Origin of the sequence: Nocardia speluncae NBRC 108251, assembly GCF_001613245.1 — a bacterium.
Classification (GTDB): domain Bacteria; phylum Actinomycetota; class Actinomycetes; order Mycobacteriales; family Mycobacteriaceae; genus Nocardia; species Nocardia speluncae.
Genome location: NZ_BDBZ01000006.1, coordinates 227,863 through 243,766, shown reverse-complemented (window position 1 = coordinate 243,766; position 15,904 = coordinate 227,863). Strand labels below are relative to the sequence as shown.

Here is a 15,904-nt window from a genome sequence, read left to right as displayed (position 1 = left end):
CGGCAGTGTTCTCCAGCATCCGCCGCAACCGCGACGAAGACGAACCGAAGCAGTCCGCGACCGCAGAACCAGTATCCGTGAGCTGACCCTGATGGACGGTCGATACCAGGGCGGTCGCCACGCCGATCTCGTAGCCGACCGCACCAGGGGGTCAACCGGTGCACGGCCTGCGCGGCGGGATCTTCCTCGGGCGTGGGTTCGGCACTCTCACCCCGATTCTGCCGGCGGGTGTGGGTGTCGGACGGCAAAGGTAGGGGCGCCGAGAGTATTTCAACGTGGTGAGGGCGGGCCGGGTCCAACCTCAATGATGGGCACCGACGCGGTCGTCCCAGCTTCGAGTAGGCAGATTCGGTGCGGTGGGATGGTGACATCCCCACGTGACGCCGAATAGGTCACCGAGAGATCTGGAGACGCTGCGACAGCAACGTTGGCGCCGACGCTGGAGCGCAAGGTATGCGACGACAATCGCGACCGAACTGGACGGCACCCGATAGCGGCGCAGTTCGCAGGGGGCGAGGGGATGAACGAGTGAACAGCAGTGACCGGGCTGCGGAGATCGCACGGATCACCGCGGAGCTGGCCGAAATCCGCGGCTCTATTCGATCCAGGGACGGCAGCGTCCGCATCGAAACCGACGTAGCGGGCCGGATCACCGCGATCTGGCTGGCCGACTACGCCATGGACGACGGGCCGGACCACTTGGCAACGGTCATAGCGGATACCCATCGGCTGGCTTTGGCGGAAGCTATGGAGGCGGCCGAGCGGACTTTCGGTAACGCTGATCAGCATGCCGCCGCCGACCGAAGTCATCTGCGCTGATGACGAATATCGATCCCGCCAAGATGCGGGCGCTGGCCGTCGAAATACGGTCGCACGCTTCGACTGTCCACAGCGGCGCACCGATCGCGAAGCCCAGCCGCGACGCCGCGCGAAGCCAGATGACGAATTCCGACCTCGCGGTCAAGATCGAGGAATCACTCCAGGCCATGGACAGGGTGGTGCAGTATCACGCGGGCAGGCAAACGTGGTTCGCCGATGAACTCGATCGGCAAGCCGTTGCCTTCGAAGGTGCCGATCAGAATTTCCTATCCAGACTCTGTGGATGACGGTCACGGCGACGCGTTCAGGCATGCCTACTGGAATGCATTGATGGCTCAGCGGTTAGGTCCTGAGTGGACTGAACTGTACGGCACGGCACACGAGAAGAGCGGCGGGAATCCGCCGAATCGTGAAGCAATGGATCTGTTCAACAATCAACTCGGCCGCGAGATCGGCGCTGCGAATCCCGAGGCTTCGCCCGAGGAGTTGCAGCAGCTCATCAAAGATGAGATCGAGAAGGGACGCGCGCTTGTCCTTGCGCCGCCTGCCGGAGACGCTAGCGGAATCCCGGTTATCAACTGGAGCAACAAAGTAACCAAAGCTGAAACCAATCAAACATCCGGAGTAGACGTACCACTCCCCGGGAGGTAAGGCGAGGAAATGAGCGTAAAACGCGTAATTGTCCTTTTCCTTCTATGTCTTTCGATGCTTACGAGTGGCTGCTCCTTGGTCCGCGAAGCACTCGGAACGAACCCGAGACCCGAACCACCCTGCGACGGTCCTACCTTCGATCTGTGGAATACGCGGGAAGTTCTGGGGCCGCACGAGCCTTTCAATATGGAGGCGCATCGAGCGGCAACTGGGACAGAGCCGACCACGTTGGACGCCATCGCGGCAGTCGCGGGTTGGCGCGGGAACTGGGACCGAATGATCGAGGTTTCCGAACATGCCACCATCGACAAGCTCGTTTCCTGGGCAGGCCCGACTTCTGTATGTTGGGAGGGACTCACTAACGATGTCGTGTGGACCGAGGGGACATCAGAGGGAGTGTATCTCTTCATGGATGGCGGAAGTCCCGTACAAACCGTGCACTACAACGGTCCTGACAAGCTCTTTTTCATTGGAAGGCGACCTCCGGTCGTACTCCGTCACGACGTACTCAGCCCGAATGGCCAGTATCTGCTCCCACCCGAGTAGGGCATGAACGAAGTCGTGAACTCGACAGCGCCTTCCAGGCGGCATCGCGGTCTTGCACGGATGTGGGGCCAGCACCGATAGCAGCAGGCCGAGGGTGTCGGTGACGATGTGGCGTTTGCGGCCGTTGACCTTCCTGGAGTGGTCGAACCCACTACCACCGGGATATTCTCGGCATGCTTCCTGTCATCACGACCTAACGTCGCCGGGTAACCGCTACACCTCTACCGGGGCGCCAGTGCTGGATGACCAGCAGCTCCGCGGGCTTGTCGACGGAGGTGAGAACCGCGTCGGTGAGGTCGAGCCGGAAGTCGTGGACTCCCGGCGGTGATCCGAAAGCTGCCTTCGCCGGCCCGGTGATTTCGATGGCGACACCCATCACCTTGGCGTCGCCATCGCCGGGGTGGGCGTGGATCGCGCACCGTCCGTCGCGTCGTAGGTCAGCTGCCTTCACCGCAGCGGGCATGGAGCCGAACATCAGGTCGGGACCAATGAACTCCACCTCTGATCCACTCACCCGCGGGGCGCCGTCACGGCGCAGGGTGGCCAACACGTGGGTCTTGTGGGCCTCGAACCGGTGCCTAACCAGCGCGGCCAACTCAGGTGCCTCGTTCTCGAACTCCAGCCATGTCGCCATGAGCATCAGGATGCCAGCGCGCTCCGACAACTTGGCTGCCAGGCGACGGGGCCGATGGCGGTATTCACCGGTGAGACGAAGTTTCCGGTGTACTTCGTCGACCCGCACAGCCCACGGCAGCGAGGAACGAACGAGAGCACGAACGGGTTTCTCAGGCAGTGCTTGGCACAGGACAGTTCCATACGGCGATCGATGCTCCGTCCGCTGAAGGCACTGTCGCTTCGATCTGGAACACTTCCGGGAATTCGCTGGTACCGGTTACTGGTATGTCATGTTTTTCGAGCTTCCGCCCGCTCGGTCACCGGGCGCGAACCCTCGGGAATCCCGGGCAGTGGTGCGCTTGCGGCCTCGGGGGCCAGGCCGTCGAGTAGTAGCGCGAGGTAGCGTGACCAGTCGTCGCCGTGGGGCCCGGCGCCGGCGACCAGCATCGCGACCAGGCAGGGAAAGTCCGAGGGCACGATATCGGCTCGGACCACGCCGGCCTGCTGCGCCCGGGACAGTATCTCCGACAGTGGTTTCAGGTAGCGGGCGGTCACGCCGGCGGTGCGGGCGCCGCTGTTGGACAGGGCGAACATCGTCCGGTGCTCGACGAACGCGGCGGTGGTCTCCGTCAGTGTGGTCGTGAGGGCGCGGCGTGGGTCGGGATCGGCGATGGCGCGCCGCAGGGCCGGCTCGATGCGTTCGGCGAAATAGTTTTCGACAACATCGGCGAGAAGGTCTTCCCTCGTGGGGAAATGCCGGTAGAGGGTGCGGACGTTGATTGCCGCGCGCCGGGCGATCTCCTCGAGTGCGACGTCGGTACCCGCGTCCTCTATGGCGGCACGGGCTGCCGCGATGATGGCCTGCCGGTTGCGGACGGCGTCGGCGCGCACACGTCCATCGCTGGTGTCCGTCACGCTGCCACGCTAGCACCGGACCAGTTAAATGTCATTTGACTGACACTTATGGCAGGCTGGTGGCATGGACTTCGGCATCGTGACATTCCTGACCGATTACGGCATCGGGCCGGTTCCCCTGGGGCGTGCGGTGGAAGAGCGTGGCTTCGGCTCCCTGTTCCTCACCGAGCACACCCACATTCCGGCGAGTCGCGCGACGCCGTGGCCGGCCGGTGCACCGAACCCGCAACCATTACCGCGCCACTACTCCCACACGCACGATCCGATGGCCGCCCTGGCCGCCATCGCGGCGACAACCGAAGGCATCACGCTCGGCACCGCGGTATCGCTGGTCAATCAGCACCATCCGATCAACCTGGCGAAACAGGTTGCCACCGTCGATCAGATCTCCGGCGGGCGCTTCGAATTCGGCGTCGGTCCCGGCTGGAACGCCGAGGAGATGGTTCATCATGGTGTCGACCCGAAGCGGCCGCTGGCGCGAATGCTGGAGCACATCGCCGCCATGCGCGCGATCTGGACCCAGGACGAACCGGAATTCCACGGCGAGTTCGTCGACTTCGACCCGATCTGGTCCTGGCCCAAACCTACGCGCATCCCACCGATCCTCATCGCGGGCGTCGGCCCGAAAGTGCTGGACCGCGTGCTCGGCCACGGCGACGGCTGGATACCACTTCCTCTGTTCGACCTGTTCACCGTCGAACAGCTCGGCGAACGAATCCGAGAACTACGGGGCCGGGCCGCCGCGGCGGGCCGTGACGTGAACGTCACCCTCTACGGTGCAACTCCCGAAGCCTTGGGGGAGTACGAGAAAGCCGGAATCGACCGCGTCTTGTTCGAGCTACCCGACCACGAGACCCCGGACCGGGCGCTGCGCGAGCTCGACCGGTTCGCTGAATTTCTGCCCTGAGCGGTAAGGGGAAAGTCATGGCTCGGATTGCGTGGTTCGAGTGCGCCGCATCCTGATATCCCTCGATCCGGGCCCTGTACCCGGAGCGCCTCGGTGGGCCACGCTGAGAGATTCAGCTGCCGTCTTCTATTGCTGGGGGTGCCACTCTTCACCCGTTGCACCGTGGAGTGGCGATGGGTGGGCTTCGCGGGGATCGAATGCCGGAATTCTCGTGATGCGGGTGCCCGCGCGGAACGTCCGTCGTCGCCTCTCGGGGCCGGATGAGCCGCGGGGCGCGCAGTGCTCCGGCGGTGCGGAATCCGAGATTGCTCAGCACATTTCGAGCACTGCTTTGCCGTGCAGGCGGCGTGCCAGCAGGGTATGAACGGCTGTGTCCGCTTCGGTCCACGACCCGCGCCAGGTGATGTTCGGGTCCAGGGCGCCGGTCGACACCTGTCCGGCCAGCCAGGTGAAATCGCGGCTCAGGCCAGCGCAGCCCAGTAGGAAGAATGTGGTGATCGACCGATCGTGGCGGCCCTGATCTCCGAAAAGTGCCCCGTATGGAAAGGTTTCCGCCGCACCTGCCGCGTGGCCGACCGCGACCACTGTGCCGCCCTCGGCGAGGTGCTGGTACGCGTCCACGAGTTGCTGCCCGCCGACCAGGTCGATCACGCCGTCGACCGGTTCGGCGAGATCGGTCGGTGTGGTGACGACTTCGGCTGCTCCCAGGTCGCGCAAGCTGCGGGCATGGGTGGCCGGATCGGCGGTGGCCGCGACGACGTGCGCGCCACCGTGGCGGGCGAGCTGGACCGCGTACCGGCCGGTACCTCCGGTTGCTCCGGTGATCAGGACCCGGCGTCCGAGAATGGGGCCGAGCCGGTGTAGTGAACGCAATGCGGTGGTTCCGGCGACCGGGACGGTGCTGATCGCGCCGTGGTCGGCGTTCGCGGGAACGGTGCCGATCAGGCCGGTGTCGACAGCGCGTAGTTCCGCCCAGGCACCGGACGGGCCCAGGGTGACCACCGGGGTGCCCTCGGTCGGGCCGGAGCCGTCGGCGGCGGCTCGTTCGACGATCCCGGTCGCGTCCCACCCGGGAACAGTGCCGTCGGCGGCCTCGGAGAGGCCGTGCACGATTTCGCCGCTGTTGAGTGAGGTTGCGGTGACCCGGATGAGGGCCTGATTCGTCGCGGGTTCGGGATCGGCGACCTCGCCGAGTCGCAATCCGGACGCCGCTGACCGGTCGATAACCAATGCGCGCATATCTCGATGCCTTTCGAACACGGGGCCGTGGCTCGGCGCAACTCCGCGGAATGAAATCTGCCACTCAGTGGCAAAAGCTGTCAAGTGGCTATGGCCGATGGAAGGCGGTCGGCGTTATGGTGTCGGTATGCCTGATGTGCCGAGCGAACGGTTGCCACTGCGGGAGCGCAAAAAACTGCGCACCCGGGAGGCACTGATCGACACGGCGCTGGAACTGTTCACCGAACGTGGTTTCGACAGCGTCACGCTCGACGAACTCTGCGACCGTGTCGACATATCCAAACGCACCTTCTTCCGGACCTTCACCAGCAAGGAAGACGTCGCCATGGCGCCGCTGCGCGATCTGTGGGCCACGTTCCTTACCGACTTGGCCGACCGTGAACCGGAACCCGGGCCCTTGCCGCGAACGCTGGAGGAAAGTCTCCTGGCTACGCTGAACCGGATGCCGGCCGAGGGCTGGGCCGCCCGCGCGGTCCGCAGCCATCGGCTCGCGCAGTCCACACCGGCGATGGCCGCGAGCAATCTGGAATTCTGCGCCCGCACCGTACGTGCCGCACTCGAAATCCTGCGGGAACGCTTCGACCTCGACCCCGATGCCGACCAGCGCCCGCGCCTCGCCCTCGATATCGCCGTCGCCGCCTTCCACTGCGCGCTCGACAGCTGGAGCGCCGCACCGGGCGACGCGGGTACGGCCACCCTTATCGCTCATGCCCGCGATACCTTCGCGGTCGTGCCCGAGGCACTCGCCATGAGGGTGAACGCCCGTGCCGGGTCCAGAGCGTGATGAGGCGATCCGGAACTTTCGCCACGGTCGACGAGCTCGCGCAGCAGGTAGTACGGCCTGAACCCGCGGATCACCGAATACCTCACCTGCTCGTGATCCGCCACGATCCACAGAGTGGGCGTGGCATCGCGCACGCGCCCGGATCTCGGCATCGCCGATCGGGCCGTGCTCTGCTACGGCGACCGTGAGAAGTCAGCCGAGGCCGTCGCGTTCGAGCCGGTGCGCTTCGGCGGTGTCATCGATCCGGAATACGAGGATCCCCGCGATGCGGTTTCCCAGGCGTGCGAGGCGAGGTACATCCGGTGTCGCCTCGCGGGGGCGGATGATGCGCGGGTCGCGCAGTGGCACGGTGGCACGGCGGTGGTGGAGAGTGGCTTCGCCTGCGGTGGCTATGTTCCGAGCCCAATCGGTTTCACCGTGTAGCAGAACCACCGCCATCACATCGCCGTTCCGGAATACGCGGACCGGGGCTTCGTACCGTTTGCCGGATTTCCGGCCGATATGTTCGACCACGGCGTAGCCCGGTAGTGAAGGAGCGAGTCGTCGCATCCACGGGTTCATGTACCGGAAGCCGAGCCGATCGATCCATTTGGGGAAGAAGTAGGGCAATGGACCTTCAGTGCTCGACATTTCGACCAGTATAGGAACCCGGGGTCCGTTGAACGTCCTTCTGCGGAGAGAGATCGAGAACGATTCCGCCCGGGTCGCCGTAGCGTGGTGGCCCGGAATCATTGTTCAGCGACTGAATACAGCTGTTACGGGCGCAGGTTCGCCACCGAATTCCGGCCGGTGACGAGCAGCAGCAGGTCAGCGATCGGGGCGGCTACCGGACTCCCCGCACCTACGGACCAGTCCGTATCGGTGGCGGTCAATCGGTAGGCGGCGAGTGTGCGGCGGGCGTGGAAAGGCCAGCCCATCTGCCAGACCCGGTCGGTGGACCAGCGGGCGGCATCGGTCGGCATTTCGTGGCGGATTCCCAAGGGGTATGCGATGTCGTGGCCGTGTACCAGTAGATCCATCAGGCGGTCCACGGCGTCGGTGGCGACCGGCTGGTGCCGGAGGCCGGAGATCGCGCGGAGTTCGGTGAGCAGGTCCGAGGGGGATGTGCGATCGGCGTAGCGGAGGGCGGTGCCGAAGTTCATCCGGGTGATGCTGCCGCGCGCGAGCGCCGTATGCCACAGTAGCCAGGGAAGTTTCGCCTGTGAGGTGAGCAGGATATGGGCGACCACATCGCGGACCCGCCAGCCTTCGCACAAAGACGCGTGGTCCCACTGCTCCTCGGTCAGGCCTTGCAGTAGGCCGGCCAGGCCGCCGCGTTCGGCGGCGACGGCCGTCCAGACGAGTTCTTCGGTGGGGTTGGTGACGTTCATCGGCGGGCCTCCTGTGCTGGGTCGTTTCCGGTAGCGTAGGAATTCCAGTCGGGTGGAGGTTCCAGTAGTTGTGACCTACATCATTCATTCGTCGAACGCCGTGAGTATCGGGGAAGCATCCCGGCGCACGGGTGTGCCGGTGCGCACCATCCGCTTCTATTGCGACGAGGGAATCCTCGCGGTGCCGCGCACGAGCGGCGGGCACCGAGTATTCACACCGGTTGCCCTCGATCGTTTGGTGCTGGTGCGTGAACTGCGGGCCGTGGGTATCGGGTTGGCTGCGATTGCCGACGTGCTTGCGGGGGCGCGTGCTGTCCCGGATGTGGTCGCGGTGGAGCGTGCCGCGGTGGAGGCCGATCTCGCTGCACTGTCCTGGCGGCATGCGGTACTGGTCGCGATCGAACAGGCCGATGATCCGCTGGTTCTCACGGAACTGGCAGTAGTTGCCGAGCGTGGCGCGGCCCGCACCGCCCTCATCGGCTTCTGGCGGCGGGTCCTGGCTGCTCTTCCGGCTTCGGCGTTCGACGATTTCGTCGAGATGGATATCCCGCGGCTGCCCGCGGCGCCGTCACCGCGTGAGGTCCTCCTGTTCGCCGAACTCGGGCAGCTGGCGCGATCGGCCGAGCTGGCGCGGGTGGTCTCCCGGCAGATCTGGGGCGCGGGGGGATCGGCGATACGGAACCGGCGGGCGTTCCTCGCCGATCTCGCGCCCGCGCACACCGCTGTGGCGGCGCGGATGACCGCCGAGGGCCCGCTGGACCCGGGGCCGGAACTGGACCTGTACGTCGCGGCGCACGCGAGGGCCCGCGGGCGGCGCGATACCGAGGGCTTCCGGCGTGAACTGGCCCGCGGAGTCACGATCACCGATCACGCGGCGGCGCGCTATTGGACGCTCACCGCCGAAGCGCTCGGCACGGCCCACACCACCGGCGGTGTTCAGCAATGGCTGGACACCGCTCTCCTGCGGTCGCTCGAGCCGAGCGGCGGCCGACAGCGGTGATGGTGGCCTCTGTCGACGATCTGGCGCGCCGGGTGCGGGCGGCTGCCGACGGCCTGGATCGGCGGTATCTCGTGGGACTGGCCGGACCGCCGGGTGCGGGAAAATCCACACTCGCGTTTGCGCTCGCCACGGCACTGAATCGGTCGGACGAAGAGCTCGCAGGTGTCGCGCCGATGGACGGCTTCCACCGGACCGGCCAGGACCTCTCCGCTGCGGGCGAGCTCGAAAACAAAGGACAGCCGGGCACTTTCGATATCGGTGGATTCACGGCGAAGCTGCGCGAACTGCGTTCGGTAGTAGTAGGCGCCGAGGTCGGGTGGCCGGTCTACGACCGCGAGATCCACGACCCGGTGCCGGACGGTGTGGTTTTCCGGCGGCAGCGGATCGTTGTGGTCGAGGGCAACTATCTGCTGCTGGACGAACCGGGCTGGCGGGATGTGCGTTCCTACCTCGACGAGTGCTGGTATCTGGATGCCGGGGCGGAGTCGATCGGGCAGCGGCTCTACGAGCGGCATATCGCCGGAGGGAAGGCGCCGGAGGTCGCGCGCGCACGGATCGCGTACAATGATCTGCCCAATGCCGCGCTCGTCGCCGGAACGCGTGGGCGGGCCGATCTCGTACTCACGCTTCGGGGCGAGGAGTACCTCGTCCGGGCAGCTCGCTGAGGCGAGTGCACCATTCCCGGGTGCCGAAGAATCGGCAGGAGAAGCTCGCCACCTCCGACGCCAGTGCCAGCGAGCGCACGAAATCGAGGCCGGTGCTGGTGTAGTAGCAGAACGCGCCGTGCAGGATATCGCCCGCGCCGAGCGTATCCACGGCACGGGTTTCCGGGATATCGATGCGGAATTCGCGGTCACCGGTGAGGCCGACGATCGGTTCGCCGCCGCTGGTGATCGCGATGTTCTCCACGCCTGCGGTGCGCAGGTACGTGAGTACCGCGTCGGTGTCTCCGGGAGCAATACCGGGTGGTGCGAAGGCGGCGGAGCAGATTGCCGACCCGATATGCGGGAGCAGGGCAGTGTGTGAGTCCTTGAACCTGCCCGCGTCCAGAACCGTCGGAATGCCCAGCGCACAGGCTCGTTCGCAGAGACCCGCGGCCAACACCGGATAGTGCCCGTCGGCGAGTACTACGTTCACACCGGACAGCCGGTCCGCGAGACGGTGGTCGTACTCGACGCTGATGCGCGCGCCGTCCAGGGAGACGATCGTGCGGGTGGCCGCCGATTCCGCAACCACGATGGACGATACCGGGGGCTGGTGGTCGCTGTCGGCGCGGACATCGACGACCCGCACGCCGTGCGCGGACAGGTCGTTGCGGATCAGGTCGCCGAGCCGGTGGGTTCCCACCGCGGTGACGAGAGTGGAAGCGCCACCGAGCGCGGCATAAGCGACCGCGGCGTTGGTGGCGGGCCCGCCCGCGCCGATGAACTGGTCGAGAGCCTGGGTTTTCGTGTCCTCCGCCGGATAGTTGTCGACGAGGTAGGCGAGATCCACGGTCGAAATACCTGCGAACAGAGCGGTTTTCGGGGCAACCGAGGTGCTGCCCGTGTCATATCGCACGCCGATCAGCCGGCCGCAGCCAGCGCTGCCTCGTCCGCGGCGGTGTCGGCATCGGTCCAGCCGGCGTCCGACGGTGGGTTTTCGATATGCCAGCGCACCGACTCACCCACCCGTTGGAGTGGATCGGCGGGGGCCCAGCCGAGCAGGTCCTGCGCGCGGGCGACGGAGATCAGCAAATGCTGCGCCGGTGCGCCGGTGAGGGCGAGATCCGGCGGCAGGACAGAGTCGGGGACCGTGACCAGTTCCGCGGTCGAGCCCGCGGCGTCGAGGATCTGCTCGAGCCAGGTGCGGATCGGCACGGTGTGCGTTTCACCGAGGTTGACGGGGAGGCCGTCCGCCGTCCGGTTGTCCAGGGCGGCGAGGACGCCGGTAGCCAGATCGTCGACGTATCCGCGAGTCCAGAGGAGATTTCCCGCGCCGACCGGGATCCGGGTGCGACCGGCTCGTACTCTGCGGAGTACGAGGTCTTCCCGGCGCTGCCGGTCGTGCGGTCCGTAGATCAGCGGTAGTCGCAACACCACCGCACCGCGTGCGAGCCAGCGGTCTTCGACATCGCGTTTGCTGTAATCGCCGGGAACCTCCGGCAGGTCCGCGCCACGGTACGGATAACGGTTCCGCCGCAGCTCCGAATCCTCGGTCAGCGGCACCGGCGAATCGCATCGGCCGGCCAGCAGTGCCGCATGGGCTTGGTAGACGTCCTGGCTGGACAGCACCACGGTCGGCACCTCGGGCAGAACCGGCAGTACCGCATCGACACCCGCACCGGTCAGCGCGAAGCTGTCGATTACGGTGTCCGGGGCAAAATCACGGATTCGGTCGCGGTGCCGTGCGAGATCGTGCCGGTCGCTGAGTAAGTGCTCAACCGGCAACCAGTTCGCAGGCTCGCTGTGACTGCGGTGGATCAGCAGGACTTGATCGCCGCGTGCATGTAGGCGTTCGACAACACGCCGACCCAGAAACAGCGTCCCTCCGATGACCAGAACCCGCATAGCGCCACCCTAGTGCGGGGTCTGCCGGCCGGCCGTCGCTGTGGGGGCGTAGACAGCTCGGGCAAGCGCGAGTTTCGCCCGGCCCGCTGCCTCGACCACGGCAGCGTCGAAGCCTGCGCCGGTGGGCCGCCGCGGCACCTGCTGGAGGTCGTCGAGCATCGTCCAGCCCGACCCGAGCTCGATGAGCGACCGATGTTTGGTGGCATAGAAATCGGTACTGACCGGAATCGCCACCCCGGTGGCGCCCGCCGTCGCCGCGACCAGATGCATATGGAACCGGGTGGTCAGCCAGGTCTGCCCGGCTGTGACCGGTAACCCGTGTTCCCAGACGTCGACGAAGGGATAGAAGCGGGCACCGGGCAGCTGGTGCTCGATGAGATCGAATACCTTCCGGTCCTCGCCGGGGATCGCCTCGACCACGCCGATCCGTTCGGGCGGGGTCTGCCAGGCGCGCAGAATCCGCAAGACGGCCGACGCCAGCGCGTCGATACCGATATCGACCTGATCACTCTGCAGGCAGAGCATCACGTCGGGCGGGTCGTCCTCGTTCGTCCGGAGCTTCGGCTGCGCCAGGAACGCATCGTCGATGCCGGGCGCGGTCCTGAGCAGATCCGCGGATGCACGGTCGCGGATTTCGGTGATCGCGAATTCGGCGGCGGTGGCCCGCACCAGCTCCGCGGCGCCTTCCGGCTCCGGGAACAGCCCGAGGCCGGTCGCCGCGCAGCGGGCACCGGAGGCGCGGGCGGCCGCGGCGGCCCCGGCGAACAGCCCGATATGTCGTGGCCAGATCCGGTTGATATAGCCGCCCCCGAGTAGGTGGATGACGTCGGCGCGTCGCAGCAGCGCGATACCGCGATCCCACCGCGGGGCCAGGCCGGGGTCGGTGACGGCTCGGCGCACCCACGACGCCACCTGCCACGGGTCGTCCGACGGCGCCTCCCAGCACAGCCGCCACAGCGTATCGGTGAAGCGCACCCGTGGATGCAGATCGCCGAGTAGGACCTGTGCCGGGCCGGGGGAGTGCGTATCCACCCATACCGCCGCGTCCGGTGCGGTGTCGGCGAGGTGGTTCAGCCAACCGGCGGTGATTAGTTCGTCGCCGTAATTCGGGTGGCCCGCCGGACCGATCAGGTAGTAGAGCGGCGGTGCATGCATTGCGGCTCCGATCGAACGAGGAGGCGTCCGGCCATGGTATCCCGGAAGCCGCACCGGGCTATTCGTGCTCCGGTGCTTGCAAGGCCGGGAACCAGATGCCGGTGAGGACCTCGGCGGCCTGCTCGGCGGAGACCTCGATGGTGCCTTGCATGGCCCAGCGGGTGAAGAAACGTTCCAGCTGTGCCACCAGGAGTTCGATACGCAGCCGCGCCTCGTCCCGGCGGCCGGCGGGCCAGCGGGCGAGGAAATCCGGCATGGTGTCGGCGAGTGTCATGATGCCCGCGCGCACGGCGCGGCGGAATTCCGGTTCGAGTGCGGTGGCCTCGTCCCAGGCGGTCAGCATGTCCTTGTTCTCGAAGAACCAATCGATGGCCCGGCTCATCCAAGCCGCGAATTCTTCTCGTGACCCGGTGGTGAGAACCCGGTCGAGATCGGCGTAGAAGAACCGGACACCTGTCGGGGTGCCGCTGTTGGCAATTGCCTGCAGGACCTCTGGTTTGCCGGTGAAGTGCAGGTAGAAGGTCGCCCGGCTGCAGCCGGCCGCGGCGGCGATGTCGTCGACACGGACCGCGGAGTAGCCCTGGGTTTCGAAGAGGTCGCGCGCGGCGTCGACGATGCGTGCCGTGGTCGAGCGCTTCTGTTCCTCGCGCAGCGTGCCCCGGCGGACTGCGGGTGGTTCGGTCGGCATGGCCGTAATCCTAGACGGTGCGAAAACTCACTGGACGCTGTGTCCAGCGAGTGTTACGTTGTGGTTCAGGTCACGGCGGTGGGGTGCTGTTGATCGCGGCCGGACAGGAGTTGTGCATGAGTTCACCCGAGCTGCCCAAGGTATGCGTTATCGGCGCCGGTCCCTCGGGGATCACCACAGCCAAACGTCTCGCCGAATACGGGATTCCGTTCGATTGCTACGAAGCTTCCGACGAGGTCGGCGGCAACTGGTATTACAAGAACCCCAACGGGATGTCGGCCTGCTACCAGAGCCTGCACATCGATACGTCGAAGTACCGGCTGCAATTCGAGGACTTCCCCGCGCCCGCGGACTGGCCGGACTTTCCGCATCATTCGCAGCTGCTGCAGTACTTCAAGGATTACGTCGACCACTTCGCCCTGCGCGACAGGATTCGTTTCAATACGCTGATCACCGCGGCCGAACGCACCGCCGACGGCCTGTGGACGGTGACGACGAGTTCCGGCAGCACCGAAGTCTACGACGCGCTGATCGTCTGCAACGGTCACCACTGGGACCCCCGATTCCCCGACTATCCTGGCGAATTCGACGGAGTGCTGATGCACAGTCACGCCTACAACGACCCCTTCGACCCCATCGATATGCGCGGAAAAAGGATCGTCGTGGTGGGTATGGGCAACTCCGGCCTCGATATCGCCTCCGAACTGTCGCAGCGATTCCTCGCCGAGAAACTGTTCGTCTCGGCGCGCCGCGGTGTCTGGGTACTGCCGAAGTATGTGAACGGCCAGGCGAGCGACCGGCGTTCGATGCCGCCCTGGATGCCGGCGAAGCTCGGCTTGAAACTACGGCAGCGGTTCGTGCGGAAATACCGCGGAGAGATGCAGAACTACGGGCTGCCCGCACCGGACCACGAACCGTTGGAGGCGCATCCTTCGGCGAGTGAGGAGTTCTTGCACCGTGCCGGCAGTGGCGATATCGAGTTCAAACCCGCGATTGCCGAATTGGATGGCGACCGTGTCCATTTCGTCGACGGCAGCAGCGAGCAGATCGATGTCGTGTTGTGCGCCACCGGATATCACATCAGTTTCCCGTTCTTCACCGATCCCGGGTTGCTCCCGGATACGGAGAATCGGTTTCCGTTGTTCGCGATGATGATGAAACCGGATATCGACAACCTGTTCTTCCTCGGCTTGGCCCAACCGCTGCCGACACTGGTCAACTTCGCCGAACAGCAGGCCAAATTCGTCGCCGCCTACCTGACCGGGCGTTACCATCTACCGGCGCGCGCGGAGATCGATCGGCAACTTCGTGAGCAGGAATCCCGGCGCCGCGGGCGTTACTACAATTCGCCGCGGCATACCATCCAGGTCGAGTTCCAGCCCTATGTCCAGCGATTGACGAAGGAGCTCGAGGCCGGCGCCGTCCGGGCTGCCGCCGCGCGTAACGCGTTACCGGTGGCGGCTGCTGCAATGCAGGGTGCGCGGTGATGAGCGTCTCCGCAGGGTTCTGCCGTGACGAATTCGCGCAGGTGCGGTCGGTTTTCGACGAGCAACTCGAAGCCCGGGCCGAGCTCGGTGCCGCCCTGTGCGTGACCGTCGACGGGGAGCCGGCGCTCGACCTGTGGGGTGGCTACGCCGATCCCGCGCGGACGAGGCCGTGGGAAGCCGACACCTTGGTGAACGTTTTCTCGGTCACCAAGACCATGACCGCGTTGTGTGCGCTGCTACTGGTCGATCGCGGAGAACTCGATGTCGGCGAACGCGTCGCCCACTACTGGCCGGAGTTCGCCGCCAACGGGAAAGCCGAGATCGAGGTCCGGCATCTGCTGTCGCACACCTCGGGGGTATCGGGCTGGGAGCCGCCGGTCGGCCTGGCCGATATCTACGACACCGAATCCGCTGCCGCACGGCTGGCGGCGCAGGCACCGTGGTGGGAACCGGGCACGGCATCGGGATATCACGCACTGAACTACGGCCACCTGATCGGGGAACTGGTGCGCCGCATCACCGGGATATCGCTCGGGCAGTTCTTCGCGGCCGAGCTGGCCGGACCATTGAATGCCGATTTCTCCATCGGCACCGGCCCCGAGAAGGCCCACCGCATCGCCACCCTGATACCGCCGGGAGCGACGCAGTTCGATATGGCGGCACTCGACCGCGACAGCGTACTCGTCAAAACGCTCACCAGCCCGCTGCTCGATATTGCCGAAACCGCGACCCCGGCCTGGCGGGCGGCGGAAATCGGCGGGGTCAACGGCCATGGCAACGCGCGCTCGGTGGCCCGGGTGCAATCGCTGATCTCGTGCGGGGGAGTGCTGGACGGGCGGCGGTACCTGTCACCGGACACCCTCGACCTGATCTTCCGGGAGCAGGCCGACGGTGTCGATATGGCCTTGCTGACTCCGCTGCGTTTCGGTATCGGCTACGGCCTCCCGCATCCACAGACGGCGCCGTACGTGCCGGACGGGCGGGTGTGCTGGTGGTCGGGTTACGGCGGCTCGATGGTGGTGAACGACCTGGATCGGCGGATCACCTTCGCTTACACGATGAATCGGATGGCGTCCGGGCTGATCGGTTCCGATCGATGCGACCGCTATCTGAAGGCGGTTTTCGATAGCGCAGGTGGCCGGCGGTAACCGGCGCCCGTGACGTCTGCGGAGCCGCTGC

General features: G+C 66.0%; 18 protein-coding genes. 9 read left to right on the top strand and 9 right to left on the bottom strand.

The genetic code is table 11. The features are described 5' to 3' along the window. Positions 1 to 528: 528 nt before the first annotated feature. From NS6_RS09475 to NS6_RS34605, 3 genes are read left to right on the top strand one after another with little or no spacing between them, the layout of a single operon-like run. On the top strand, positions 529 to 819 hold the full coding sequence (locus NS6_RS09475) for a YbaB/EbfC family nucleoid-associated protein (protein WP_068039587.1): 291 nt from the start codon (positions 529 to 531) through the stop codon (positions 817 to 819). Continuing rightward, complete coding sequence (locus NS6_RS09470; protein ID WP_068039584.1) at positions 819 to 1,106, top strand: hypothetical protein; 288 nt, start codon at positions 819 to 821, stop codon at positions 1,104 to 1,106. Before NS6_RS09475 ends, NS6_RS09470 begins: the two co-directional genes overlap by 1 nt. Continuing rightward, the gene (locus NS6_RS34605) at positions 1,099 to 1,470 is read left to right on the top strand and encodes a DUF6973 domain-containing protein (RefSeq protein WP_157112674.1); all 372 of its coding nucleotides are present in this window, start codon (positions 1,099 to 1,101) and stop codon (positions 1,468 to 1,470) included. Before NS6_RS09470 ends, NS6_RS34605 begins: the two co-directional genes overlap by 8 nt. Before the next feature lie 739 nt (positions 1,471 to 2,209). Here NS6_RS34605 and NS6_RS09455 read toward each other — a convergent pair. Next, positions 2,210 to 2,650: a pyridoxamine 5'-phosphate oxidase family protein gene (locus tag NS6_RS09455; RefSeq protein ID WP_068039706.1), complete on the bottom strand. Its 441-nt coding sequence runs from the start codon at positions 2,648 to 2,650 to the stop codon at positions 2,210 to 2,212. A gap of 269 nt (positions 2,651 to 2,919) precedes the next feature. Next, complete coding sequence (locus NS6_RS09450) at positions 2,920 to 3,546, bottom strand: TetR/AcrR family transcriptional regulator (RefSeq protein WP_084470877.1); 627 nt, start codon at positions 3,544 to 3,546, stop codon at positions 2,920 to 2,922. Positions 3,547 to 3,610: 64 nt separating this feature from the next. Between NS6_RS09450 and NS6_RS09445 the strand changes: the two genes are divergently transcribed. Further along, positions 3,611 to 4,453: an LLM class F420-dependent oxidoreductase gene (locus tag NS6_RS09445; RefSeq protein WP_068039575.1), complete on the top strand. Its 843-nt coding sequence runs from the start codon at positions 3,611 to 3,613 to the stop codon at positions 4,451 to 4,453. A gap of 309 nt (positions 4,454 to 4,762) precedes the next feature. On the opposite strand, the gene NS6_RS09440 is transcribed toward NS6_RS09445, so the two are convergent. After that, positions 4,763 to 5,692, bottom strand: coding sequence for a zinc-binding dehydrogenase (locus NS6_RS09440; protein WP_068039572.1), 930 nt, complete (start codon positions 5,690 to 5,692; stop codon positions 4,763 to 4,765). Between the two features lie 127 nt (positions 5,693 to 5,819). On the opposite strand from NS6_RS09440, the gene NS6_RS09435 reads away from it, so the two are divergent. Then, a complete protein-coding gene (locus NS6_RS09435) occupies positions 5,820 to 6,476 on the top strand; it encodes a TetR/AcrR family transcriptional regulator (protein WP_068039570.1) in 657 nt (218 codons plus the stop codon). 192 nt (positions 6,477 to 6,668) lie between these two features. Here the strand turns inward: NS6_RS09435 and NS6_RS09430 are convergent, their stop codons facing one another. Together NS6_RS09430 and NS6_RS09425 are read right to left on the bottom strand one after the other, a co-directional pair. Continuing rightward, the gene (locus tag NS6_RS09430) at positions 6,669 to 7,106 is read right to left on the bottom strand and encodes a nitroreductase family deazaflavin-dependent oxidoreductase (protein ID WP_068039567.1); all 438 of its coding nucleotides are present in this window, start codon (positions 7,104 to 7,106) and stop codon (positions 6,669 to 6,671) included. Between the two features lie 125 nt (positions 7,107 to 7,231). After that, positions 7,232 to 7,846, bottom strand: a complete 615-nt coding sequence (locus tag NS6_RS09425) for a maleylpyruvate isomerase family mycothiol-dependent enzyme (protein ID WP_068039564.1) — start codon at positions 7,844 to 7,846, stop codon at positions 7,232 to 7,234. Between the two features lie 70 nt (positions 7,847 to 7,916). On the opposite strand from NS6_RS09425, the gene NS6_RS09420 reads away from it, so the two are divergent. Beyond that, a complete protein-coding gene (locus tag NS6_RS09420) occupies positions 7,917 to 8,846 on the top strand; it encodes a MerR family transcriptional regulator (RefSeq protein WP_168443517.1) in 930 nt (309 codons plus the stop codon). After that, a complete protein-coding gene (locus tag NS6_RS09415; protein WP_068039561.1) occupies positions 8,846 to 9,511 on the top strand; it encodes a nucleoside/nucleotide kinase family protein in 666 nt (221 codons plus the stop codon). Before NS6_RS09420 ends, NS6_RS09415 begins: the two co-directional genes overlap by 1 nt. On the opposite strand, the gene NS6_RS09410 is transcribed toward NS6_RS09415, so the two are convergent. The 4 genes from NS6_RS09410 to NS6_RS09395 are packed head-to-tail and all read right to left on the bottom strand — an operon-like array spanning position 9,468 to position 13,238. Further along, on the bottom strand, positions 9,468 to 10,406 hold the full coding sequence (locus NS6_RS09410; RefSeq protein ID WP_245669219.1) for a PfkB family carbohydrate kinase: 939 nt from the start codon (positions 10,404 to 10,406) through the stop codon (positions 9,468 to 9,470). The genes NS6_RS09415 and NS6_RS09410 overlap by 44 nt on opposite strands. Positions 10,407 to 10,411: 5 nt before the next feature. Beyond that, entirely contained in the window at positions 10,412 to 11,395 is a 984-nt protein-coding gene (locus tag NS6_RS09405) for an NAD-dependent epimerase/dehydratase family protein (RefSeq protein ID WP_068039557.1), read from the bottom strand. Between the two features lie 9 nt (positions 11,396 to 11,404). After that, on the bottom strand, positions 11,405 to 12,550 hold the full coding sequence (locus tag NS6_RS09400) for a polysaccharide pyruvyl transferase family protein (protein WP_068039554.1): 1,146 nt from the start codon (positions 12,548 to 12,550) through the stop codon (positions 11,405 to 11,407). A 58-nt stretch (positions 12,551 to 12,608) separates the two neighbouring features. Then, positions 12,609 to 13,238, bottom strand: a complete 630-nt coding sequence (locus NS6_RS09395) for a TetR/AcrR family transcriptional regulator (RefSeq protein ID WP_068039553.1) — start codon at positions 13,236 to 13,238, stop codon at positions 12,609 to 12,611. 116 nt (positions 13,239 to 13,354) lie between these two features. Between NS6_RS09395 and NS6_RS09390 the strand changes: the two genes are divergently transcribed. Both NS6_RS09390 and NS6_RS09385 read left to right on the top strand, forming a co-directional pair. Beyond that, positions 13,355 to 14,725 carry a flavin-containing monooxygenase gene (locus NS6_RS09390; protein ID WP_068039693.1) on the top strand — a complete coding sequence of 457 codons (1,371 nt, stop codon included), beginning with the start codon at positions 13,355 to 13,357 and terminating at the stop codon, positions 14,723 to 14,725. Then, positions 14,725 to 15,873, top strand: coding sequence for a serine hydrolase domain-containing protein (locus tag NS6_RS09385; protein ID WP_068039551.1), 1,149 nt, complete (start codon positions 14,725 to 14,727; stop codon positions 15,871 to 15,873). The genes NS6_RS09390 and NS6_RS09385 overlap by 1 nt, the downstream gene beginning before the upstream one ends. Positions 15,874 to 15,904 lie beyond the last annotated feature (31 nt).